The sequence below is a fragment of the Nocardioides yefusunii genome (genome assembly GCF_004014875.1).
GTDB classification, from domain to species: Bacteria; Actinomycetota; Actinomycetes; order Propionibacteriales; family Nocardioidaceae; genus Nocardioides; species Nocardioides yefusunii.
The window spans coordinates 2,668,968-2,687,488 of the sequence record NZ_CP034929.1 but is presented as its reverse complement, the minus strand read 5'-3'; the positions used below and the strand labels follow the sequence as shown (position 1 = coordinate 2,687,488).

Below are 18,521 nucleotides of genomic sequence, written 5' to 3'. Positions count from 1 at the left end.
TCGGTCGTTCGTTGCGAAGCATTCGCGACACGCCCGACCGCGGGGGTCGATGATGACGAGGAGAGCAAGGCGGTGCGGACCCACCCGGGACCCGCGTCGAAAGACAGATATGGACGCGGCGCCCCCAGGGGTGCGAGAGAAGGACGAGAGAGACCTATGGCGGGACAGAAGATCCGCATCAGGCTCAAGGCCTATGACCACGAGGTGATCGACACCTCGGCGCGCAAGATCGTGGACACCGTCACCCGTACGGGTGCAAAGGTCGCCGGCCCCGTGCCGCTGCCGACCGAGAAGAACGTGTACTGCGTCATTCGCTCGCCCCACAAGTACAAGGACTCGCGCGAGCACTTCGAGATGCGCACGCACAAGCGCCTCATCGACATCATCGACCCGACCCCGAAGACGGTCGACTCGCTGATGCGTCTCGACCTGCCTGCCGGTGTCGACATCGAGATCAAGCTCTGAGGTCTGAGACATGAGTGCTTTCGAACGTAACGTGAAGGGCCTGCTGGGCACGAAGCTCGGCATGACCCAGTTCTGGGACGAGAACAACAAGCTCGTTCCCGTCACCGTTGTCGCAGCGTCGACCAACGTCGTGACCCAGGTTCGCACCCCCGAGACTGATGGCTACAACGCCATTCAGGTCGGCTTCGGTGAGATCGAGGCCCGCAAGGTGAACAAGCCGGAGTCCGGCCAGTTCGCCAAGGCTGGCGTGACCCCGCGTCGCCACGTGGTTGAGATCCGCACCGCGGATGCAGCCACCTACACCGCTGGCCAGGAGCTGGCCGTCGAGACCTTCGCCGCTGGCGATGTCATCGACGTGACCGGTACCTCCAAGGGTAAGGGCACCGCTGGTGTCATGAAGCGCCACGGTTTCGCCGGTGTCGGCGCCTCCCACGGTGCTCACCGCAACCACCGCAAGCCCGGTTCCATCGGCGCCTGCGCCACCCCGGGTCGCGTCTTCAAGGGCACGCGCATGGCTGGCCGTATGGGTAACGACACCGTCACCACCCAGAACGTCACCGTGCACGCCGTGGACGTCGAGAAGGGCCTGATCCTGCTCAAGGGTGCCGTTCCCGGCAACAAGGGCGGTCTCGTGGTGCTGCGTTCCGCTGCCAAGAAGACGGAGGCCTGAGCATGGCTACCAAGACCGTTAAGGTTGCCCTTCCCGCCGAGATCTTCGACGTCGAGGTCAACGTTCCGCTGATCCACCAGGTCGTCGTCGCCCAGCAGGCTGCTGCCCGCCAGGGAACGCACAAGGCCAAGTCCCGCGGCGAGGTTCGCGGTGGTGGACGCAAGCCGTACAAGCAGAAGGGCACCGGCCGCGCCCGTCAGGGCTCGACCCGCGCTCCGCAGTTCGCCGGTGGTGGCGTCGTGCACGGTCCCGTGCCGCGCGACTACTCGCAGCGCACCCCCAAGAAGATGAAGGCCGCCGCTCTCAAGGGCGCCCTGTCGGACCGCGCCCGTAACGGCCGCGTCCACGTCGTCAACGAGCTCGTCAAGGGTGACAAGCCCTCGACCAAGGCCGCCATCGTGGCGCTGACCGCTCTCACCGAGCGTTCGCGTTACCTGGTCGTCCTCGAGCGCACCGACACCGTCACCTGGCTCTCGCTGCGCAACGCGCCGCAGGTCCACATCGTTGCTGTTGACCAGGTCAACACCTACGACGTGCTGGCTTCCGACGACGTCGTGTTCACCAAGGGTTCGTACGAGGCCTTCGTCGCCGGCAAGACCAAGACCGCCGAGGAGGACACCAAGTGAGCACCCTGTACAAGGACCACCGCGACGTCCTGTTGGCCCCGGTCGTGTCCGAGAAGAGCTACTCGCTCCTCGACGCGAACAAGTACACGTTCCTCGTGCACCCGGACTCCAACAAGACCGAGATCAAGATTGCCGTTGAGAAGATCTTCAACGTCAAGGTCTCTTCGGTGAACACGATCAACCGCAAGGGCAAGACCCGTCGCACCAAGTCTGGTCTGGGCAAGCGCAAGGACACCAAGCGCGCCATTGTCAGCCTCGCCGAGGGTCACCGCATCGACATCTTCGGAGGTCCGGTCTCCTGACCGGATCTGTGAAGGCGAAGAAATAAGGACAGACTATGGCTATCCGCAAGTACAAGCCGACTACCCCGGGCCGTCGTGGCTCCTCGGTGGCCGACTTCGCTGAGATCACCCGGACCACGCCGGAGAAGTCGCTGACGCGCCCGCTGCCGAAGACCGGCGGCCGCAACAACCAGGGACGCATCACCACGCGTCACAAGGGTGGCGGTCACAAGCGTGCCTACCGCATCATCGACTTCCGTCGTTACGACAAGGACGGCGTGCCGGCCAAGGTCGCTCACATCGAGTACGACCCGAACCGCACCGCCCGCATCGCGCTCCTGCACTTCGCAGACGGCGAGAAGCGCTACATCATCGCGCCCAAGGGTCTGACCCAGGGCACCGTGATCGAGTCCGGCGTCAACGCCGACATCAAGGTTGGCAACAACCTGCCGCTGCGCAACATCCCGGTTGGTTCCACCATCCACTGCATCGAGCTCCGCCCCGGTGGCGGCGCGAAGATCGCCCGCTCCGCCGGCATCTCCGCCCAGCTCGTCGCTCGTGAGGGCACGAAGGCCACCCTTCGCATGCCGTCCGGTGAAATGCGTTTCGTCGACGTTCGCTGCCGCGCCACCATCGGTGAGGTCGGCAACGCCGAGCAGTCGAACATCAACTGGGGCAAGGCCGGCCGCATGCGCTGGAAGGGCGTCCGCCCGACCGTGCGTGGTGTCGTCATGAACCCGGTCGACCACCCGCACGGTGGTGGTGAGGGCAAGACGTCCGGTGGACGTCACCCCGTCTCCCCGTGGGGCAAGCCCGAGGGTCGCACTCGCAAGCGCAAGGCCAGCGACTCCCAGATCATCCGTCGCCGCAAGTCCGGCAAGGGTAGGAAGTAAGTCATATGCCTCGTAGCCTGAAGAAGGGCCCCTTCATCGACGGCCACCTCCTCAAGAAGGTGGAAGCCGAGAACGAGAAGGGCACCCAGAACGTCATCAAGACCTGGTCGCGCCGTTCGATGATCCTGCCGAACATGATCGGTCACACGATCGCCGTGCACGACGGTCGCAAGCACATCCCCGTCTTCGTGACCGACTCCATGGTCGGCCACAAGCTGGGCGAGTTTGCCCCGACCCGCACCTACCGCGGGCACGTGAAGGAAGACCGGAAGGGTCGCCGTCGCTGACGCGGCGCGATCTAGGAAACTGGAGATAACGAGCAATGAGCGTTACTGAGCGTGTGCGCACCAGCGCCCGTCGCGAGTCGCTGCTCGGCGACCAGCCGGGCGCCTTCGCGAGCGCGCGATTCGTGCGAATCACCCCGATGAAGGCTCGCCGTGTCGTTGACATGGTTCGCGGCCTTCCCGTCGACGAGGCCCTGGCGCTGCTGCAGTTCGCACCGCAGGCCGCCTCGGAGACCATCTACAAGGTGCTCGAGAGCGCCGTCGCCAACGCTGTGACCACGGAAGGCCTCAACAAGGCTGACCTGATCATCAGCAAGGCCACGGTCGACGAGGGCCCCACCATGAAGCGTTGGCGTCCGCGTGCGCAGGGTCGTGCGACCCGCATCAACAAGCGCACCAGCCACATCACCCTGGTTGTCCAGCCGGCTGATGTCGCCACGAACGGAAAGGGTGCCTGATGGGCCAGAAGATCAACCCGAACGGCTTCCGTCTCGGCATCAGCACCGACCACGTGTCGCGCTGGTACGCGGACAAGCTGTACAAGTCCTACGTTGGTGAGGACGTTGCGATCCGCAAGCTCCTCTCCAAGGGCATGGACCGCGCCGGCATCTCCAAGGTTGAGATCGAGCGCACCCGTGACCGCGTCCGTGTGGACATCCACACTGCGCGTCCCGGCATCGTCATCGGTCGCCGTGGCGCCGAGGCCGACCGCATCCGCGGTGAGCTCGAGAAGCTCACCGGCAAGCAGGTTCAGCTGAACATCCTCGAGGTCAAGAACCCCGAGATCGACGCTCAGCTTGTTGCCCAGGGTGTTGCTGAGCAGCTCTCTGGTCGTGTGCAGTTCCGCCGTGCCATGCGCAAGGCCATGCAGACCGCGATGCGTTCGGGCGCCAAGGGTATTCGTATCCAGTGCTCCGGTCGTCTGAACGGCGCTGAGATGTCGCGCACCGAGTTCTACCGTGAGGGTCGCGTTCCGCTGCACACCCTCCGCGCCGACATCGACTACGGCTTCTACGAGGCCAAGACCACCTTCGGTCGCATCGGTGTCAAGGTCTGGATCTACAAGGGTGAGGTGTCCGGTACTCGTGCCGAGCGCCAGGCCCAGCAGGCCGCTCGCGCCGGTGCCCCCGGCCGCGGTGGCCGTCCGGCCCGTGGCGGCGACCGCCCGAACCGTGGTTCGCGCGGCGACCGTGCTCCCCGCAACGAGGCTCCGGCCCAGGCTGAGGCTCCGGCCGCTGCCCCGGCCGAGGCTGCTACCGGACAGGAGGGCTGAGTTCCATGTTGATGCCCCGCCGCGTCAAGCACCGCAAGCAGCACCACCCCAAGCGGACTGGTGTTGCCAAGGGCGGTACCTCGCTGGCTTTCGGTGACTTCGGAATCCAGGCTGTCGAGGGTCACTACGTGACCAACCGTCAGATCGAGTCGGCTCGTATTGCCATGACTCGTCACATCAAGCGAGGCGGAAAGGTCTGGATCAACATCTACCCGGACCGTCCGCTGACCAAGAAGCCCGCCGAGACCCGCATGGGTTCCGGTAAGGGTTCGCCCGAGTGGTGGGTGGCTAACGTCAAGCCCGGCCGCGTCATGTTCGAACTTTCCGGTGTTTCTGAGGACATCGCTCGCGAAGCCATGCGCCGCGCGATGCACAAGCTCCCCATGAAGTGCCGGTTCATCTCCCGCGAGGCTGGTGAATTCTGATGAGCGACAAGCTTTCCGCCGTCGCCCTGGACGACCTGTCCGGTGCTGACCTCGAGGCCAAGCTGCGTGAGGCCAAGGAGGAGCTCTTTAACCTCCGTTTCCAGGCGGCCACTGGCCAGCTGGAGAACAACAGCCGACTGCGCACGGTCAAGAAGGACATTGCCCGGATCTACACCGTGGTGCGTGAGCGCGAGCTCGGTATTCGTACCGCCCCGGGTGCCGAGAACAAGGAAGAGGCAACCGCATGAGCGACGTGCGCAACGCCCGCAAGGTCCGCGAGGGCCTGGTCGTCAGCAACAAGATGGACAAGACGATCGTCGTCTCCGTCGAGGACCGTGTGAAGCACGCCCTCTACGGCAAGGTCATGCGCCGTACGTCCAAGCTCGCGGCTCACGATGAGTCCAACGAGTGTGGCATCGGTGACCGCGTCCTGATCATGGAGACCCGACCGCTGTCCGCGACCAAGCGCTGGCGCCTGGTCGAGGTCCTCGAGAAGGCCAAGTGATCCTTCGCCCCACCCGGCGAACCACGATTTCCAACCACTAGTTCGGCAAGGCTCGCCCGCCTGAGAAGGCGGGCGAGAACCGGCTCGACAACCAGGAGAAACCAATGATCCAGCAGGAGTCGCGACTCAAGGTCGCCGACAACACCGGTGCGAAGGAAATCCTTTGCATCCGTGTTCTCGGTGGCTCGGGTCGTCGCTACGCGGGTATCGGCGACACCATCGTCGCCACCGTTAAGGACGCGATCCCCGGTGGCAACGTGAAGAAGGGTGACGTCGTCAAGGCCGTCGTCGTGCGCACCAAGAAGGAGCGCCGCCGTTCCGACGGTTCCTACATCAAGTTCGACGAGAACGCCGCTGTCATTCTCAAGAACGATGGTGAGCCCCGAGGAACCCGCATCTTCGGCCCGGTGGGCCGCGAGCTGCGCGAGAAGAAGTTCATGAAGATCATCTCGCTCGCGCCGGAGGTGCTGTGATGGCTAAGAAGGCACCCAGCGTGAACATCAAGAAGGGCGACACCGTCAAGGTGATCGCTGGCAAGGACAAGGGCGCAACCGGCAAGGTCATTCGTGTCCTCCGCGAGGAGGAGCGTCTGGTCGTCGAGGGTGTGAACCGCATGAAGCGTCACACCAAGGTCGTCAACGACGGTTCGGGCAACACCGGTGGCATCATCACCGTTGAGGCTCCGATCCACGTCTCCAACGTGATGCTCGTCGAGGGTGACGGCGTCACCCGCATCGGTTTCCGTCGCGACGAGGTGACCAAGCGTCGCCCGGACGGTTCGACCTACCAGGCCGAGCGCAGCGTCCGTATCTCGCGCAAGACCGGTAAGGAGATCTGAGATGACTGAAACCCCGCGTCTCAAGACCCGCTACCGCGAGGAGATCCTCCCCGCGCTGCAGTCCGAGTTCGAGATCAAGAACGTCATGCAGGTCCCCGGCCTGACCAAGATCGTGGTCAACATGGGTGTCGGCGAGGCGGCTCGTGACTCGAAGCTCATTGAGGGTGCCATCAAGGACCTGACCGCGATCACCGGTCAGAAGCCGATGGTCACCAAGGCCCGCAAGTCGATCGCGCAGTTCAAGCTGCGCGAGGGCATGCCGATCGGCGCGCACGTCACCCTGCGCGGCGACCGCATGTGGGAGTTCCTGGACCGCCTGCTCTCGATTGCGCTTCCGCGTATTCGTGACTTCCGTGGTCTGTCTTCCAAGCAGTTCGACGGCCGTGGCAACTACACCTTCGGTCTCACGGAGCAGGTCATGTTCCACGAGATCGACCAGGACCGTATCGACCGTGTCCGCGGTATGGACATCACGGTCGTCACCACCGCCACCAACGACGACGAGGGCCGTGCGCTGCTGAAGCAGCTCGGCTTCCCGTTCAAGGAGAACTGACATGGCGAAGACTGCTCTGAAGGTCAAGGCGGCCCGTAAGCCGAAGTTCGCTGTCCGCGGTTACACCCGCTGCCAGCGCTGCGGTCGCCCGAAGGCCGTCTACCGCAAGTTCGGCCTGTGCCGTATCTGCCTGCGAGAGATGGCTCACCGCGGCGAGCTGCCCGGTGTGACCAAGTCCTCCTGGTGAACTCCCACCACCGCTGACCAAACAACCGCTGAAGGTCGTTCCTCTCCCTCACCTGGTGGGGGAGAGGGGCGAAACCACAGAGAGAAAGGGCCGATTAGGCCATGACCATGACTGACCCGATCGCAGACATGCTCACTCGTCTGCGCAACGCCAACCAGGCGTTCCACGACACGGTGTCGATGCCGTACAGCAAGCTGAAGGCTGGCGTCGCCGAGATCCTCAAGCAGGAGGGCTACATCGCCTCCTTCGAGGTCAAGGAGCCCACCGAGGGCGAGGTCGGCAAGACGCTGACCCTCACCCTGAAGTACGGCCGCAACCGCGAGCGCGCGGTTGTCGGACTTCGCCGTGTCTCCAAGCCCGGTCTTCGCGTCTACGCCAAGAGCACTGCTCTTCCCAAGGTCCTCGGCGGCCTCGGCGTTGCGATCATCTCCACCAGCCAGGGCCTCCTGACTGACCGCCAGGCGAACCAGAAGGGCGTGGGTGGGGAAGTCCTCGCCTACGTCTGGTAACGACGAGACCGAGAGAGGAAACAAGCAATGTCGCGTATTGGCAAGCTCCCCATCACGGTCCCGTCCGCCGTCGACGTTCAGATCGTCGGCGCCGAGGTGACCGTCAAGGGCCCCAAGGGCACCCTGTCCCACACCGTTCCCGCTCCCATCACCGTTGTGAAGGACGAGGACGGCACCCTGCAGGTCGAGCGTCCCGACGAGCACCGCGTTTCGCGTTCGCTCCACGGCCTCACCCGCACCCTGGTGAACAACATGGTCGTCGGTGTCACCGACGGCTACGAGAAGAAGCTCGAGATCGTGGGCGTCGGTTACCGCGTGCTCCCCAAGAGCCCGGTGCAGCTGGAGTTCCAGCTCGGCTACTCGCACCCGATCATCTTCGATGCTCCTGAGGGCATCACCTTCACCACGGACGGTCCGACCAAGGTCGCCGTCCTGGGCATCGACAAGCAGCTCGTCGGTGAGACCGCTGCGAAGATTCGCAAGCTGCGCAAGCCCGAGCCGTACAAGGGCAAGGGCGTGCGTTACGCCGGCGAGCAGATCCGCCGCAAGGTCGGAAAGGCTGGTAAGTGATCCATGGCTATCTCGCTTGACAACAACAAGCACACCGCTGCTCGCACGCGCTCGCGCCTGCGTCGTCAGCTGCGTGGCCGCAAGAAGATTGCCGGTTCCGCCGAGCGTCCCCGTCTCGTGGTGACCCGTTCCACCAAGCACATCACCGTGCAGGTCGTGGACGACACCGTGGGCAAGACCCTCGCGTACGCCTCCACCATGGAGGCTGACCTCCGCGCGAACGACGGCGACAAGACCGCCAAGGCCCAGCAGGTTGGCAAGCTCGTCGCCGAGCGTGCCAAGGCTGCCGGCGTCGACGCTGTCGTCTTCGACCGCGCTGGTAACAAGTACACCGGTCGCATCGCGGCCCTGGCCGACGCTGCCCGCGAGGGTGGCCTGGCGTTCTGACGCCGGACCAGAGAGAAAAGGAAATCTCATGAGCGGAGCTCAGCGCGGACAGCGCGGAGGCGAGCGCCAGTCCGGCGGTCGTAACCGTGACGGTCGTCGCGACCAGAACGCCGACAAGACTCAGTACATCGAGCGCGTCGTCGCCATCAACCGAGTTGCCAAGGTCGTGAAGGGTGGTCGTCGCTTCAGCTTCACCGCCCTCGTGATCGTCGGCGACGGTGAAGGCCTCGTGGGCGTGGGTTACGGCAAGGCCAAGGAAGTTCCCGCGGCCATCGCCAAGGGTGTCGAGGAAGCGAAGAAGCACTTCTTCAAGGTTCCCCGCATCCAGGGCACCATCCCCCACCCGGTCCAGGGTGAGAAGGCCGCTGGTGTGGTCCTTCTCCGTCCGGCCGCCCCCGGTACCGGTGTCATCGCCGGTGGTCCGGTGCGCGCCGTCCTGGAGTGTGCTGGCATTCACGACGTCCTGAGCAAGTCGCTCGGTTCGTCCAACCAGATCAACATCGTTCACGCGACCGTTGAGGCCCTTCGTCTCCTCGAGGAGCCCGAGGCTGTTGCTGCTCGCCGTGGTCTCACGGTCGAGCAGGTCACCCCGGCCGCGATCCTCAAGGCTCGTGCGGAGGTGGCTCACTGATGGCTCAGCTGAAGATTCAGCAGAACCGTGGCCTCGTCGGCCTGAAGCAGAACCAGCGCGAGACTCTTCGCACCCTGGGTCTGAAGCGAATCGGCGATGTCGTCGTCAAGGAAGACCGCCCGGAGATCCGTGGCATGGTCAACACCGTCCGTCACCTCGTGACGGTTGAGGAGGTGGAGTGACAGTGAGCGCTCTCAAGCTGCACCACCTTCGTCCCGCCCCGGGTGCCAAGACTGCCAAGACCCGTGTTGGTCGTGGTGAGGCATCCAAGGGTAAGACCGCTGGTCGCGGTACCAAGGGTACGAAGGCTCGTTACCAGGTTCCGGTCGCCTTTGAGGGTGGCCAGATGCCGATCCACATGCGTCTCCCCAAGCTGAAGGGTTTCAAGAACCCCTTCAAGGTGGAGTTCCAGGTCGTGAACCTGGACCGCATCCAGCAGCTGTTCCCCGAGGGTGGCACCATCACCGTCGAGGACCTCGTTGCCAAGGGCGCGGTTCGCAAGAACCAGCCGGTCAAGGTCCTGGGCCAGGGCGAGATCAGCGTTGCCGTTCAGGTGACCGCTGAGCGCGTCTCGGCTTCGGCCAAGGAGAAGATCGAGGCTGCCGGCGGCAGCGTCACGATCTCCTGACGTAGCGCATTGACGGAGCCCGTCGTGCAGATCCTCGGATCCGCACGACGGGCTCCGTCGCATTTGGGGGAGTAACCGGTGCATCAGGCCCGACTCAGCCCCGCGGGAACTGCGGGTGAGGTTGAATGCTGTGAGGGCTCCCGTCGTCACGGGAACCTTGGGGCCTGACCGTCCGTTCACAAGGCGGGGTCAGGTCGAAGCGGCCCCGCGCGAAGTGGCATGATCGACGTTGGTTCGTGCGTCTGCGGTCCGAGGTCATATCGTTCTCACGGTCTTGGCCGTGTCAAGACTCCGCCTCCGGCGGGCGTCTCCTAGTGCAAGCGAGAAGAGGTACAACGTGCTCGGCGCCTTCGCCAATGCATTCCGCACGCCCGACCTGCGGCGCAAGCTGTTGTTCGTGCTGCTGATCATCACGATCTTCCGTTTCGGCTCCCAGGTACCGGCACCGGGCGTTCACGTCTCGAACGTGCGTTCGTGCCTCAACCAGCTTGACGACGGTGGCATCTACGGGATGATCAACCTCTTCTCGGGCGGCGCGCTGCTCCAGCTCACGATCTTCGCGCTGGGCATCATGCCGTACATCACGGCCTCCATCATCCTGCAGCTCCTCGTCGTGGTGATCCCGCGACTCGAGGCGCTCAAGAAGGAGGGCCAGGCCGGCCAGGCCAAGATCACCCAGTACACGCGCTACCTGACGCTGGGCCTCGCGGTCCTCCAGGGAACCGGCATCGTGGCACTGGCGCGCTCCGGAGCCCTGCTGCAGGGGTGCGAGCTGCCCCTGCTGCACAGCGACAGCACCGCGACGTTCCTGATGATCGTCATGACCATGACCGCAGGTACGGCCGTCATCATGTGGCTCGGCGAGCTGATCACCGACCGCGGCGTCGGCAACGGCATGTCGCTGCTCATCTTCGCCCAGGTCGTCGCGACCTTCCCGTCGTCCCTGTGGGGCGTCAAGAAGGCCAACGGCGACGGCAACTGGGTGCCCTTCGGCCTCGTCATCCTGATCGGTCTCGCGATCATGGCCGGCGTCATCTTCATCGAGCAGGCCCAGCGCCGCATCCCGGTGCAGTACGCCCGACGCATGGTGGGCCGCAAGATGTTCGGTGGCTCCTCGACCTACATCCCGCTCAAGGTGAACCAGTCCGGCATCATCCCGGTCATCTTCGCCTCGTCGCTGCTGTACCTGCCGATGATGGCGGTCGGCTTCGGCGACCAGAGCGGTCCGGTCGCGGACTTCGTCCAGAAGCACTTCCAGACCGGTGCCGACCCGCTCTACATGGCAGTGTTCTTCCTCCTCATCCTCTTCTTCACGTATTTCTACGTCTCGATCACCTTCAACCCTGAAGAGGTCGCGGACAACATGAAGAAGTACGGCGGCTTCATTCCCGGGATCCGGGCAGGAAAGCCGACCCAGGACTACCTGTCCTACGTTCTGTCCAGGATCACCTTCCCGGGCGCCCTCTACCTCGGTCTCATCGCCTTGATCCCCCTCGTCGCCATCTCCGCCGTCGGTGCGGACCAGAACTTCCCGTTCGGTGGCACCTCCATCCTGATCATGGTGGGTGTCGCGCTCGACACGGTGAAGCAGATCGAGAGCCAGCTCCAGCAGCGCAACTACGAAGGGTTCCTCAGCTAAAATGCGCCTCATCATCATGGGCCCGCCCGGCGCGGGCAAGGGCACGCAGGCCACGTTCATCGCCCAGGAGTTCGGCATCCCCGCCATCTCCACCGGCGACATCTTCCGCGCCAACGTCTCCGCCGGCACCCCCCTCGGTGTCGAGGCGAAGCGCTACATGGACGCCGGCGAGTACGTGCCTGACTCGGTGACCAACTCGATGGTGCGCAACCGCATCGCCGAGGACGACGCCAAGGGTGGCTTCCTGCTCGACGGTTACCCCCGCACGGTCGCCCAGGTGGCCGAGCTGGACTCGATGCTGGCCGACGCCGGTCTCGAGCTGGACGGCGCCGTCGTCCTGACCGTGGACTCCGAGGCGATCGTCCAGCGTCTCCTCAAGCGCGCCACGATCGAGAACCGCGCCGACGACACCGAGGACGTCATCCGTCGCCGTCAGGAGGTGTACGGCGAGCAGACCGCTCCGCTCATCGACACCTACCGCGAGCGCGGCGCACTCGTCGAGGTCGACGGCATGGGCGAGGTCGACGAGGTCACCCAGCGTGTCTTCGCGGCCATCGAAGGTCTGAAGGGCTGATCATCTGATGGGCTTCCTCGACCGCCGGGTCCAGATCAAGACCCCCGAGCAGATCGCTGTGATGCGTCGCGCCGGCCTCGTCGTCGGCGAGACGCTGGAGGTGCTCCGCGCCGCTGTGCGTCCGGGCATCACCACGGGTGAGCTCGACGCGATCGCGGAGGACTCCATCCGCTCCAAGGGCGGCGTCCCGTCCTTCAAGGGCTACGGCGTCCCGCCGTTCCCGGCGAGCATCTGCGCCTCGGTCAACGACCAGGTCGTCCACGGCATCCCCGGTGAGCGTGTGCTCGCCGAGGGTGACGTGATCTCCATCGACTGCGGTGCGATCGTCGACGGTTGGCACGGCGACGCTGCCATCACCGTCGCGGTCGGTGCGATCCCCGCGGAGGTCCAGCACTTGCTGGACGTCTGTGAGGAGTCGATGTGGCGCGGCATCGCCGCGGCTCGCATCGGCGGTCGGGTCACCGACATCTCTCACGCCGTCGAGACCTACGTCCGTTCCCAGGGATCCTTCGGGATCCTGGAGGACTACACCGGTCACGGCATCGGCACCGAGATGCACATGTCGCCCGACGTGCCCAACTACGGCAAGCCGGGTCGTGGCCCGAAGTTGGTCCGCGGCATCGCCCTTGCGGTGGAGCCGATGATCGCCCTCGGCGACCAGGACACCTACGTCGAGGACGACGACTGGACGGTCTCGATGTCGGACGGCAAGTGGGCCGCCCACTTCGAGAACACGTTCGCCCTGACCGAGCACGGCGCCTGGGTCACCACCGCCCTCGACGGGGGAGAGGCCAAGCTCGCAGAGCTCGGTGTCCCCTTCGGCGGTCACTGAGCAGGAGCACGACCACAGATCACCGTCGTCTCGCCGGCCATCCTTCGGGTTGGCCGGCGATTCGATTTTGTTTGCAATCTGCGGCTAGGATGGCTAATCGGCCCAACGTGGGCACGTTCGACGCGCCCAACGGCTGCTCGTTTCTCCTCCGGGAGAAGTGGTAGGGGAGCGCCCGAACCGCCCACGAGGTCCACCGGTCACCCGACCGGGCGGTTCCCGGGTCACGGTAGACATCAGATCAACAGATTGTGGAGTACATGCCCAAGAAAGAAGGCGTGATCGAGCTCGAGGGCACCATCACGGAGGCCCTGCCTAACGCCATGTTCCGCGTCGAGCTGAGCAATGGCCACAAGGTGCTCGCCCACATCAGCGGCAAGATGCGCCAGCACTACATCCGTATCCTCCCCGAGGACCGCGTTGTCGTTGAGCTCTCGCCGTACGACCTCACTCGAGGTCGGATCGTCTACCGCTACAAGTAACAGCCGAACGATCCAGAAAGGCCCTCCCTGTGAAGGTCAACCCGAGCGTCAAGCCGATCTGCGACAAGTGCAAGGTCATTCGTCGTCACGGCCGCGTCATGGTCATCTGCGAGAACCCGCGCCACAAGCAGCGCCAGGGCTGATGAACGGGTGGCACTGCCACCCGCTCGCACTGCAACACCTTTGAAAATCGCGTTCGCTAGCTCGTGGTCCGCCACGGGTGAATCACCTCCGGTGCAACGGCCGGAGCCCTCACGAGGACCTGTCCTGGTGGTCGGGATGCGGCGTGACAGACACCGTTGCGAGAACCGAAAGGACGGCCATCATGGCTCGCCTTGCTGGTGTTGACCTTCCGCGCGAAAAGCGCCTGGAGATCGCACTCACCTACATCTACGGCATCGGTCGCACCCGTGCCAAGCAGCTCCTCGAGGCCACCGGCGTCGACGGTAACGCTCGCGTTCACACCGTCTCCGACGAGGACCTGGTCAAGCTCCGCGACGAGATTGACGCCAACTTCAAGATCGAGGGTGACCTCCGTCGCGAGGTCCAGGCGGACATCCGCCGCAAGATCGAGATCGGCAGCTACCAGGGTCGTCGCCACCGCATGGGCCTCCCGGTCCGCGGTCAGCGCACCAAGACCAACGCTCGTACCCGCAAGGGTCCGAAGCGCACCGTCGCCGGCAAGAAGAAGAAGTGATCACTGCCCTTCGGGTGCAGTGAACCTTTTTCACCAGCTTTTAGACCAGAACCTCAGGAGTATCTGAATGCCTCCCAAGAGCCGTGCGACGAAGATCCGTCGCAAGGAGAAGAAGAACATCGCTCAGGGCGAAGCCCACATCAAGAGCACGTTCAACAACACCATCGTCACGATCACCGACCCGACCGGTGCGGTGATCTCGTGGGCCTCTGCCGGCACCGTCGGTTTCAAGGGTTCCCGCAAGTCCACTCCGTTCGCCGCCCAGATGGCCGCCGAGGCCGCTGGTCGTCGTGCGATGGAGCACGGCATGAAGAAGATCGACGTCTTCGTCAAGGGTCCGGGTTCGGGCCGCGAGACCGCGATCCGTTCGCTTGGTGCCATCGGCCTTGAGGTCGGCACCATCCAGGACGTCACGCCCGCCCCGCACAACGGTTGCCGCCCGCCCAAGCGTCGCCGCGTCTGATCCTGACCTCGCGTCGGATCACACACTGGACTTCAAGGAGACTTTGAACCATGGCCCGTTACACCGGACCCATTACCCGAAAGTCGCGTCGTCTCGGCGTCGACCTCGTCGGCGGTGACGCTTCGTTCGAGCGTCGCCCGTACCCGCCCGGCCAGCACGGCAAGGGCCGCATCAAGGAGTCGGAGTACCTCCTCCAGCTCCGCGAGAAGCAGAAGGCCCGTTTCTCCTACGGCATCATGGAGAAGCAGTTCTACAACTACTACCAGGAAGCCTCGCGTCGCGCGGGCAAGACTGGTGACAACCTTCTCGTCCTGCTCGAGTCGCGTCTCGACAACGTGGTCTACCGTGCCGGCTTCGCCCGCACCCGCCGCCACGCTCGCCAGCTGGTCGTTCACGGCCACTTCCTGGTGAACGGCAAGAAGGTCAACATCCCGTCGTTCCAGGTCTCGCAGTACGACGTCATCGACGTCCGCGAGAAGTCGCTGGAGATGACCCCCTTCATCGTGGCTCGCGAGACCCACGGCGAGCGCGTCGTCCCGGCTTGGCTCGAGGCCCTGCCGACCCGCATGCGCATCCTGGTGCACAAGCTCCCGACCCGCGAGCAGATCGACCTGCCCGTCCAGGAGCAGCTCATCGTCGAGTTCTACTCGAAGAAGTGACCTGTTGAACCGGTGGTCGCCCCATGTGGGCGGCCACCGGTTCGCACCCCTGCAAGACCTCCTCGCCACTGCAGTTCGGATCCGTCAAATGGTGGGTGGATCCGGAAAGGAAAACATCAGTGCTTATCGCTCAGCGCCCGACCCTGTCGGAAGAGACTGTTGACGAGTTCCGCTCGCGGTTCGTGATCGAGCCGCTGGAGCCCGGCTTCGGTTACACGCTCGGCAACTCGCTGCGTCGCACCCTGCTCTCCTCCATCCCGGGAGCATCGGTCACCAGCATCAAGATCGACTCCGTCCTCCACGAGTTCTCCACCGTTGAGGGCGTCACCGAGGACGTCACTGAGATCATCCTCAACCTCAAGGGCCTGGTCGTCTCCTCGGAGCACGACGAGCCCGTCACCATGTACCTGCGCAAGTCGGGTGCTGGCGACGTCACTGCCGCGGACATCACCCCGCCGGCCGGTGTCGAGGTGCACAACCCCGAGCTGAAGATCGCCACCCTCGGCGACAACGGCAAGCTCGAGATGGAGCTCGTGGTCGAGCGTGGCCGCGGCTACGTCTCCGCTTCGCAGAACAAGGGTGCCGACAACGAGATCGGCCGCATCCCGGTCGACTCCATCTACAGCCCCGTGCTGAAGGTGACCTACAAGGTCGAGGCCACCCGAGTCGAGCAGCGCACCGACTTCGACAAGCTCGTCATCGACGTCGAGACCAAGCCGTCGATCCGTCCTCGCGACGCGATCGCCTCGGCCGGCAAGACGCTCGTCGAGCTCTTCGGTCTGGCCCGTGAGCTGAACGTCGAGGCCGAGGGCATCGACATCGGCCCGTCGCCGGTCGACGAGCAGCTCGCCGCGGACCTCGCCCTTCCGGTCGAGGACCTGCAGCTGACGGTTCGTTCCTACAACTGCCTCAAGCGCGAGGGCATCCACACCGTGGGTGAGCTCATCGGTCGCTCGGAGCAGGACCTGCTCGACATCCGCAACTTCGGTGCGAAGTCGATCGACGAGGTCAAGGCCAAGCTGGTCGAGATGGGTCTGTCCCTCAAGGACTCCGCCCCCGGCTTCGACCCGCACGCCGCTCTCGCTGCCTACTCCGACGACGACGACGCGTCGTACGTCGAGGACGAGCAGTACTGAGCATCCCGTCCGCTCACCTGAGCGGACAGCAGCACTGATCCACCTGGTGAGGACCCAGCCCCTGCATGGGGTTGGGTCCGCACCGGTTCGGCGGTCATCGACCGCCAGCCCTGCGGCAAAACGTGGCAGGGTCCGTCTACCTGGGTACCTCGTACGGCCCGGGAGAAGAAGGAGTAGCAGCAATGCCTACCCCCAAGAAGGGCTACCGCCTCGGCGGTTCCGCAGCCCACCAGCGTCTGATCCTCGCGAACCTGGCCACCCAGCTGTTCGAGCACGGTCGCATCACCACCACCGAGGCCAAGGCTCGCGTCCTTCGTCCGTTCGCGGAGAAGCTCGTCACCAAGGCCAAGAAGGGTGACCTGCACAACCGCCGCGAGGTCCTCAAGACCATCCGCGACAAGGGCGTCGTCCACGTTCTCTTCACCGAGATCGCGCCGACCTTCTCCGAGCGCCCGGGTGGCTACACCCGCATCACCAAGATCGGTCCCCGTAAGGGTGACAACGCGCCGATGGCTGTCATCGAGCTCGTGACCGAGGCCTACGCCCCGAAGGCCCCCAAGGCCAAGAAGGTCGAGGAGCCCAAGGTCGAGGCTCCCGCCGAGGTCGTCGCCGAGGAGACCGCTGAGGCTCCGGCCGAGGCTGCCGCCGAGGAGACCACCGAGGCCTGAGTCTTCTGACTCGTCTCGTGCGAAGGCCCGCCACCCCGTGAGGGGCGGCGGGCCTTCGTCGTACCCGGAGGTCGCGAGCGGCGCGGCTCAGCGACCGACCTCAGCGACCGAAGTGGGGGTCGCGGCCCAGGAAGGCCATCAAGCGGGTCAGCGGGTCGGCGTCGTCGGAGACCGGCTGTGCCGCCCCGAACTGACCCGAGGCGCGCAGCGTCGCCTCCTGCGCCTGCATGCCGGCGGACAGCCCCGCCACGTAGGGCTCGTCGAACGTGACCTCCTGGGCGGTGGCGCGTGCCAGGTCCCAGGTGTGCATGACGACGTCGGAGACGTAGAAGCGGGCAGTGGCCTCACCGAGCGACTGGCCCGAAGCCATCGGGTGGAAGAACGGCGACTCGGCCTGGGCGGGGTCGTCGAGGATGTTCTGCACCGCAGCGGTCTGCTCCACGAACGCCCCGACCGGGTCGACGGCAGGATCCACACGGCGGGTCCACCCGAACGGAGAACCGCCGTGGACGAAGTCGTGGAACCAGATCATGTGCTCGAGAAGACCCCGGACGTCCCACTCGGGCACCGGCGTGGCGGCCGTGAGGTCGCTGACCCCACCGGCCACGCGGATGAACTCGGCGGCGAACGTGTGGTGCTGCTGGGCAAGGGAAGGGGACTGCACTTCTACTCCTCTGGACGACTCCAGCCATCTTCCCACCCGCGAGGCCCGGAGCCGGGGTCGTGGAGTGCGTTCCGACAGGGCAGGAATGAGATCATGGACGCGTGCGCATCCGGATCGACCTCGCCTACGACGGCACCGACTTCTTCGGCTGGGCCACCCAGCCGAACCTGAGGACGGTGCAGGGAACCCTGGAAACCTCTCTCGCGACCGCTCTACGCCTGGACAGCGTCCGCGTCGTGGTGGCGGGCCGGACTGACACCGGCGTCCACGGACGCGGCCAGGTGGTCCACCTGGACGTCGACCGCGCGACGATCGAGGGATCGACAGGACGTTCCACCGACCCGCCGCTCGTGGCACTGCGTCGTCGCCTCAACGGGATCCTGCCCGCCGATCTCCGGATCAAGGAGATCGCCGAGGCGCCCGAGGGGTTCGACGCCCGTTTCTCCGCGATCTGGCGTCGCTACACCTACCGAGTCGTCGACCGGCCTGAGTTGGTGGACCCCCTGACCCGCAGGCACGTCCTGGCATGGCGTCACCCCCTCGACGTCGACGCCATGAACGCGGCGGCCGCACACCTCGTCGGCCTGAACGACTTCGCGGCGTTCTGCAAGAAGCGCGAGGGCGCCACGACCGTGCGCACCCTCAAGGAACTGCGCTGGACCCGGACGCCGGACGGCCTTCTGGAGGCCACCGTCGTCGCCGACGCGTTCTGCCACAACATGGTGCGCTCCCTGGTGGGCTGCATGCTGGCGGTCGGCGACGGACGCCGGCCGTCGGAGTGGGCCGCCCAGGTGATGACCGGTCGCGTGCGTGACCCCAGCATCGTCGTGGTGGCCGCCCACGGTCTGACGCTCGAGGAGGTCGGCTACCCCGAGGGGGCCGAACTCATCGCGCAGGCCGAACGGTCGCGTGCCAAGCGGGTGCTCCCGCCGCAGGCCCACGCCTGCCCCTGAACCACATCTGACGCAGCCCAAGGAGAGAGAAC

33 protein-coding genes are annotated in these 18,521 nt (G+C 65.2%); 32 read left to right on the top strand and 1 reads right to left on the bottom strand.

Annotation, left to right across the window (positions count from 1 at the left end; translation table 11 throughout):
• Positions 1-156: 156 nt before the first annotated feature.
• From rpsJ to rplQ, 31 genes are all read left to right on the top strand, one after another.
• Positions 157-465, top strand: a complete 309-nt coding sequence (rpsJ, locus tag EOV43_RS12280) for a 30S ribosomal protein S10 (RefSeq protein WP_008360994.1) — start codon at positions 157-159, stop codon at positions 463-465.
• A 10-nt stretch (positions 466-475) separates the two neighbouring features.
• Positions 476-1,135 (top strand): 50S ribosomal protein L3, encoded by a 660-nt coding sequence (gene rplC / locus EOV43_RS12275; protein ID WP_128221544.1) that lies wholly within the window; start codon positions 476-478, stop codon positions 1,133-1,135.
• 2 nt (positions 1,136-1,137) lie between these two features.
• Positions 1,138-1,761 (top strand): 50S ribosomal protein L4, encoded by a 624-nt coding sequence (gene rplD, locus EOV43_RS12270; protein ID WP_128221543.1) that lies wholly within the window; start codon positions 1,138-1,140, stop codon positions 1,759-1,761.
• The gene (rplW, locus tag EOV43_RS12265) at positions 1,758-2,063 is read left to right on the top strand and encodes a 50S ribosomal protein L23 (RefSeq protein ID WP_128221542.1); all 306 of its coding nucleotides are present in this window, start codon (positions 1,758-1,760) and stop codon (positions 2,061-2,063) included. The genes rplD and rplW overlap by 4 nt, the downstream gene beginning before the upstream one ends.
• A 35-nt stretch (positions 2,064-2,098) precedes the next feature.
• Positions 2,099-2,935, top strand: a complete 837-nt coding sequence (rplB, locus tag EOV43_RS12260; protein WP_128221541.1) for a 50S ribosomal protein L2 — start codon at positions 2,099-2,101, stop codon at positions 2,933-2,935.
• A 5-nt stretch (positions 2,936-2,940) separates the two neighbouring features.
• Entirely contained in the window at positions 2,941-3,222 is a 282-nt protein-coding gene (rpsS, locus tag EOV43_RS12255; protein ID WP_128221540.1) for a 30S ribosomal protein S19, read from the top strand.
• Between the two features lie 35 nt (positions 3,223-3,257).
• Positions 3,258-3,677, top strand: coding sequence for a 50S ribosomal protein L22 (gene rplV / locus EOV43_RS12250; RefSeq protein WP_128221539.1), 420 nt, complete (start codon positions 3,258-3,260; stop codon positions 3,675-3,677).
• Positions 3,677-4,492, top strand: a complete 816-nt coding sequence (gene rpsC, locus EOV43_RS12245) for a 30S ribosomal protein S3 (protein ID WP_128221538.1) — start codon at positions 3,677-3,679, stop codon at positions 4,490-4,492. Before rplV ends, rpsC begins: the two co-directional genes overlap by 1 nt.
• A gap of 5 nt (positions 4,493-4,497) precedes the next feature.
• Positions 4,498-4,917: a 50S ribosomal protein L16 gene (gene rplP, locus EOV43_RS12240; protein ID WP_128221537.1), complete on the top strand. Its 420-nt coding sequence runs from the start codon at positions 4,498-4,500 to the stop codon at positions 4,915-4,917.
• Positions 4,917-5,165 (top strand): 50S ribosomal protein L29, encoded by a 249-nt coding sequence (gene rpmC / locus EOV43_RS12235; RefSeq protein ID WP_128221536.1) that lies wholly within the window; start codon positions 4,917-4,919, stop codon positions 5,163-5,165. Before rplP ends, rpmC begins: the two co-directional genes overlap by 1 nt.
• Positions 5,162-5,422, top strand: coding sequence for a 30S ribosomal protein S17 (rpsQ, locus tag EOV43_RS12230; protein ID WP_128221535.1), 261 nt, complete (start codon positions 5,162-5,164; stop codon positions 5,420-5,422). The genes rpmC and rpsQ overlap by 4 nt, the downstream gene beginning before the upstream one ends.
• Positions 5,423-5,526: 104 nt before the next feature.
• Complete coding sequence (gene rplN, locus EOV43_RS12225) at positions 5,527-5,895, top strand: 50S ribosomal protein L14 (protein ID WP_128221534.1); 369 nt, start codon at positions 5,527-5,529, stop codon at positions 5,893-5,895.
• Positions 5,895-6,260 carry a 50S ribosomal protein L24 gene (gene rplX / locus EOV43_RS12220; RefSeq protein ID WP_128221533.1) on the top strand — a complete coding sequence of 122 codons (366 nt, stop codon included), beginning with the start codon at positions 5,895-5,897 and terminating at the stop codon, positions 6,258-6,260. The genes rplN and rplX overlap by 1 nt, the downstream gene beginning before the upstream one ends.
• A gap of 1 nt (position 6,261) precedes the next feature.
• Positions 6,262-6,813, top strand: coding sequence for a 50S ribosomal protein L5 (gene rplE / locus EOV43_RS12215; RefSeq protein WP_128221532.1), 552 nt, complete (start codon positions 6,262-6,264; stop codon positions 6,811-6,813).
• 1 nt (position 6,814) lies between these two features.
• Positions 6,815-7,000: a type Z 30S ribosomal protein S14 gene (locus tag EOV43_RS12210; RefSeq protein WP_011757321.1), complete on the top strand. Its 186-nt coding sequence runs from the start codon at positions 6,815-6,817 to the stop codon at positions 6,998-7,000.
• A 101-nt stretch (positions 7,001-7,101) separates the two neighbouring features.
• Positions 7,102-7,509 (top strand): 30S ribosomal protein S8, encoded by a 408-nt coding sequence (rpsH, locus tag EOV43_RS12205; RefSeq protein WP_128221531.1) that lies wholly within the window; start codon positions 7,102-7,104, stop codon positions 7,507-7,509.
• 27 nt (positions 7,510-7,536) lie between these two features.
• On the top strand, positions 7,537-8,079 hold the full coding sequence (gene rplF, locus EOV43_RS12200; RefSeq protein ID WP_128221530.1) for a 50S ribosomal protein L6: 543 nt from the start codon (positions 7,537-7,539) through the stop codon (positions 8,077-8,079).
• A 3-nt stretch (positions 8,080-8,082) separates the two neighbouring features.
• A complete protein-coding gene (gene rplR, locus EOV43_RS12195) occupies positions 8,083-8,466 on the top strand; it encodes a 50S ribosomal protein L18 (RefSeq protein WP_128221529.1) in 384 nt (127 codons plus the stop codon).
• Positions 8,467-8,494: 28 nt separating this feature from the next.
• On the top strand, positions 8,495-9,097 hold the full coding sequence (gene rpsE / locus EOV43_RS12190) for a 30S ribosomal protein S5 (RefSeq protein ID WP_128221528.1): 603 nt from the start codon (positions 8,495-8,497) through the stop codon (positions 9,095-9,097).
• Positions 9,097-9,279 (top strand): 50S ribosomal protein L30, encoded by a 183-nt coding sequence (rpmD, locus tag EOV43_RS12185; RefSeq protein ID WP_128221527.1) that lies wholly within the window; start codon positions 9,097-9,099, stop codon positions 9,277-9,279. The genes rpsE and rpmD overlap by 1 nt, the downstream gene beginning before the upstream one ends.
• Positions 9,280-9,281: 2 nt before the next feature.
• Entirely contained in the window at positions 9,282-9,725 is a 444-nt protein-coding gene (rplO, locus tag EOV43_RS12180; protein ID WP_239022113.1) for a 50S ribosomal protein L15, read from the top strand.
• Between the two features lie 337 nt (positions 9,726-10,062).
• Positions 10,063-11,364 (top strand): preprotein translocase subunit SecY, encoded by a 1,302-nt coding sequence (secY, locus tag EOV43_RS12175; RefSeq protein WP_128221525.1) that lies wholly within the window; start codon positions 10,063-10,065, stop codon positions 11,362-11,364.
• 1 nt (position 11,365) lies between these two features.
• Complete coding sequence (locus tag EOV43_RS12170) at positions 11,366-11,938, top strand: adenylate kinase (RefSeq protein ID WP_128221524.1); 573 nt, start codon at positions 11,366-11,368, stop codon at positions 11,936-11,938.
• Positions 11,939-11,945: 7 nt separating this feature from the next.
• Positions 11,946-12,770: a type I methionyl aminopeptidase gene (gene map, locus EOV43_RS12165; protein ID WP_128221523.1), complete on the top strand. Its 825-nt coding sequence runs from the start codon at positions 11,946-11,948 to the stop codon at positions 12,768-12,770.
• Positions 12,771-13,027: 257 nt separating this feature from the next.
• Entirely contained in the window at positions 13,028-13,249 is a 222-nt protein-coding gene (infA, locus tag EOV43_RS12160; RefSeq protein ID WP_026145687.1) for a translation initiation factor IF-1, read from the top strand.
• 29 nt (positions 13,250-13,278) lie between these two features.
• The gene (rpmJ, locus tag EOV43_RS12155) at positions 13,279-13,392 is read left to right on the top strand and encodes a 50S ribosomal protein L36 (protein ID WP_004008316.1); all 114 of its coding nucleotides are present in this window, start codon (positions 13,279-13,281) and stop codon (positions 13,390-13,392) included.
• 182 nt (positions 13,393-13,574) lie between these two features.
• Complete coding sequence (rpsM, locus tag EOV43_RS12150; RefSeq protein ID WP_128221522.1) at positions 13,575-13,946, top strand: 30S ribosomal protein S13; 372 nt, start codon at positions 13,575-13,577, stop codon at positions 13,944-13,946.
• A gap of 67 nt (positions 13,947-14,013) precedes the next feature.
• On the top strand, positions 14,014-14,409 hold the full coding sequence (gene rpsK / locus EOV43_RS12145; RefSeq protein ID WP_128221521.1) for a 30S ribosomal protein S11: 396 nt from the start codon (positions 14,014-14,016) through the stop codon (positions 14,407-14,409).
• A 50-nt stretch (positions 14,410-14,459) separates the two neighbouring features.
• Positions 14,460-15,068, top strand: a complete 609-nt coding sequence (gene rpsD / locus EOV43_RS12140; RefSeq protein WP_128221520.1) for a 30S ribosomal protein S4 — start codon at positions 14,460-14,462, stop codon at positions 15,066-15,068.
• A gap of 119 nt (positions 15,069-15,187) precedes the next feature.
• The gene (locus tag EOV43_RS12135; protein WP_128221519.1) at positions 15,188-16,204 is read left to right on the top strand and encodes a DNA-directed RNA polymerase subunit alpha; all 1,017 of its coding nucleotides are present in this window, start codon (positions 15,188-15,190) and stop codon (positions 16,202-16,204) included.
• Between the two features lie 182 nt (positions 16,205-16,386).
• Positions 16,387-16,872, top strand: a complete 486-nt coding sequence (rplQ, locus tag EOV43_RS12130; RefSeq protein ID WP_128221518.1) for a 50S ribosomal protein L17 — start codon at positions 16,387-16,389, stop codon at positions 16,870-16,872.
• 100 nt (positions 16,873-16,972) lie between these two features.
• Here rplQ and EOV43_RS12125 read toward each other — a convergent pair whose 3' ends face one another.
• Complete coding sequence (locus tag EOV43_RS12125) at positions 16,973-17,536, bottom strand: TIGR03086 family metal-binding protein (protein WP_164878671.1); 564 nt, start codon at positions 17,534-17,536, stop codon at positions 16,973-16,975.
• 101 nt (positions 17,537-17,637) lie between these two features.
• Here EOV43_RS12125 and truA point away from each other — a divergent pair, with 101 nt between their 5' ends.
• Positions 17,638-18,489: a tRNA pseudouridine(38-40) synthase TruA gene (gene truA / locus EOV43_RS12120; RefSeq protein ID WP_128221517.1), complete on the top strand. Its 852-nt coding sequence runs from the start codon at positions 17,638-17,640 to the stop codon at positions 18,487-18,489.
• Positions 18,490-18,521 lie beyond the last annotated feature (32 nt).

What these genes read in the sequence shown, in the direction of transcription:
- rplN (WP_128221534.1), top strand. Translation starts at nt 5,527, where the DNA reads ATGATCCAGCAGGAGTCGCGACTCAAGGTCGCCGACAACACCGGTGCG.
- rplP (WP_128221537.1), top strand. Translation starts at nt 4,498, where the DNA reads ATGTTGATGCCCCGCCGCGTCAAGCACCGCAAGCAGCACCACCCCAAG.
- infA (WP_026145687.1), top strand. Translation starts at nt 13,028, where the DNA reads ATGCCCAAGAAAGAAGGCGTGATCGAGCTCGAGGGCACCATCACGGAG.
- rpsC (WP_128221538.1), top strand. Translation starts at nt 3,677, where the DNA reads ATGGGCCAGAAGATCAACCCGAACGGCTTCCGTCTCGGCATCAGCACC.
- rpsK (WP_128221521.1), top strand. Translation starts at nt 14,014, where the DNA reads ATGCCTCCCAAGAGCCGTGCGACGAAGATCCGTCGCAAGGAGAAGAAG.
- rpsD (WP_128221520.1), top strand. Translation starts at nt 14,460, where the DNA reads ATGGCCCGTTACACCGGACCCATTACCCGAAAGTCGCGTCGTCTCGGC.
- rplC (WP_128221544.1), top strand. Translation starts at nt 476, where the DNA reads ATGAGTGCTTTCGAACGTAACGTGAAGGGCCTGCTGGGCACGAAGCTC.
- rpsE (WP_128221528.1), top strand. Translation starts at nt 8,495, where the DNA reads ATGAGCGGAGCTCAGCGCGGACAGCGCGGAGGCGAGCGCCAGTCCGGC.
- rplF (WP_128221530.1), top strand. Translation starts at nt 7,537, where the DNA reads ATGTCGCGTATTGGCAAGCTCCCCATCACGGTCCCGTCCGCCGTCGAC.
- rplR (WP_128221529.1), top strand. Translation starts at nt 8,083, where the DNA reads ATGGCTATCTCGCTTGACAACAACAAGCACACCGCTGCTCGCACGCGC.
- map (WP_128221523.1), top strand. Translation starts at nt 11,946, where the DNA reads ATGGGCTTCCTCGACCGCCGGGTCCAGATCAAGACCCCCGAGCAGATC.
- rpsJ (WP_008360994.1), top strand. Translation starts at nt 157, where the DNA reads ATGGCGGGACAGAAGATCCGCATCAGGCTCAAGGCCTATGACCACGAG.
- rplD (WP_128221543.1), top strand. Translation starts at nt 1,138, where the DNA reads ATGGCTACCAAGACCGTTAAGGTTGCCCTTCCCGCCGAGATCTTCGAC.
- EOV43_RS12170 (WP_128221524.1), top strand. Translation starts at nt 11,366, where the DNA reads ATGCGCCTCATCATCATGGGCCCGCCCGGCGCGGGCAAGGGCACGCAG.
- rplB (WP_128221541.1), top strand. Translation starts at nt 2,099, where the DNA reads ATGGCTATCCGCAAGTACAAGCCGACTACCCCGGGCCGTCGTGGCTCC.
- rpsH (WP_128221531.1), top strand. Translation starts at nt 7,102, where the DNA reads ATGACCATGACTGACCCGATCGCAGACATGCTCACTCGTCTGCGCAAC.
- rplV (WP_128221539.1), top strand. Translation starts at nt 3,258, where the DNA reads ATGAGCGTTACTGAGCGTGTGCGCACCAGCGCCCGTCGCGAGTCGCTG.
- rpsQ (WP_128221535.1), top strand. Translation starts at nt 5,162, where the DNA reads ATGAGCGACGTGCGCAACGCCCGCAAGGTCCGCGAGGGCCTGGTCGTC.
- rpmD (WP_128221527.1), top strand. Translation starts at nt 9,097, where the DNA reads ATGGCTCAGCTGAAGATTCAGCAGAACCGTGGCCTCGTCGGCCTGAAG.
- rplX (WP_128221533.1), top strand. Translation starts at nt 5,895, where the DNA reads ATGGCTAAGAAGGCACCCAGCGTGAACATCAAGAAGGGCGACACCGTC.
- rplQ (WP_128221518.1), top strand. Translation starts at nt 16,387, where the DNA reads ATGCCTACCCCCAAGAAGGGCTACCGCCTCGGCGGTTCCGCAGCCCAC.
- rplE (WP_128221532.1), top strand. Translation starts at nt 6,262, where the DNA reads ATGACTGAAACCCCGCGTCTCAAGACCCGCTACCGCGAGGAGATCCTC.
- rpmC (WP_128221536.1), top strand. Translation starts at nt 4,917, where the DNA reads ATGAGCGACAAGCTTTCCGCCGTCGCCCTGGACGACCTGTCCGGTGCT.
- EOV43_RS12210 (WP_011757321.1), top strand. Translation starts at nt 6,815, where the DNA reads ATGGCGAAGACTGCTCTGAAGGTCAAGGCGGCCCGTAAGCCGAAGTTC.
- rpsM (WP_128221522.1), top strand. Translation starts at nt 13,575, where the DNA reads ATGGCTCGCCTTGCTGGTGTTGACCTTCCGCGCGAAAAGCGCCTGGAG.
- rpsS (WP_128221540.1), top strand. Translation starts at nt 2,941, where the DNA reads ATGCCTCGTAGCCTGAAGAAGGGCCCCTTCATCGACGGCCACCTCCTC.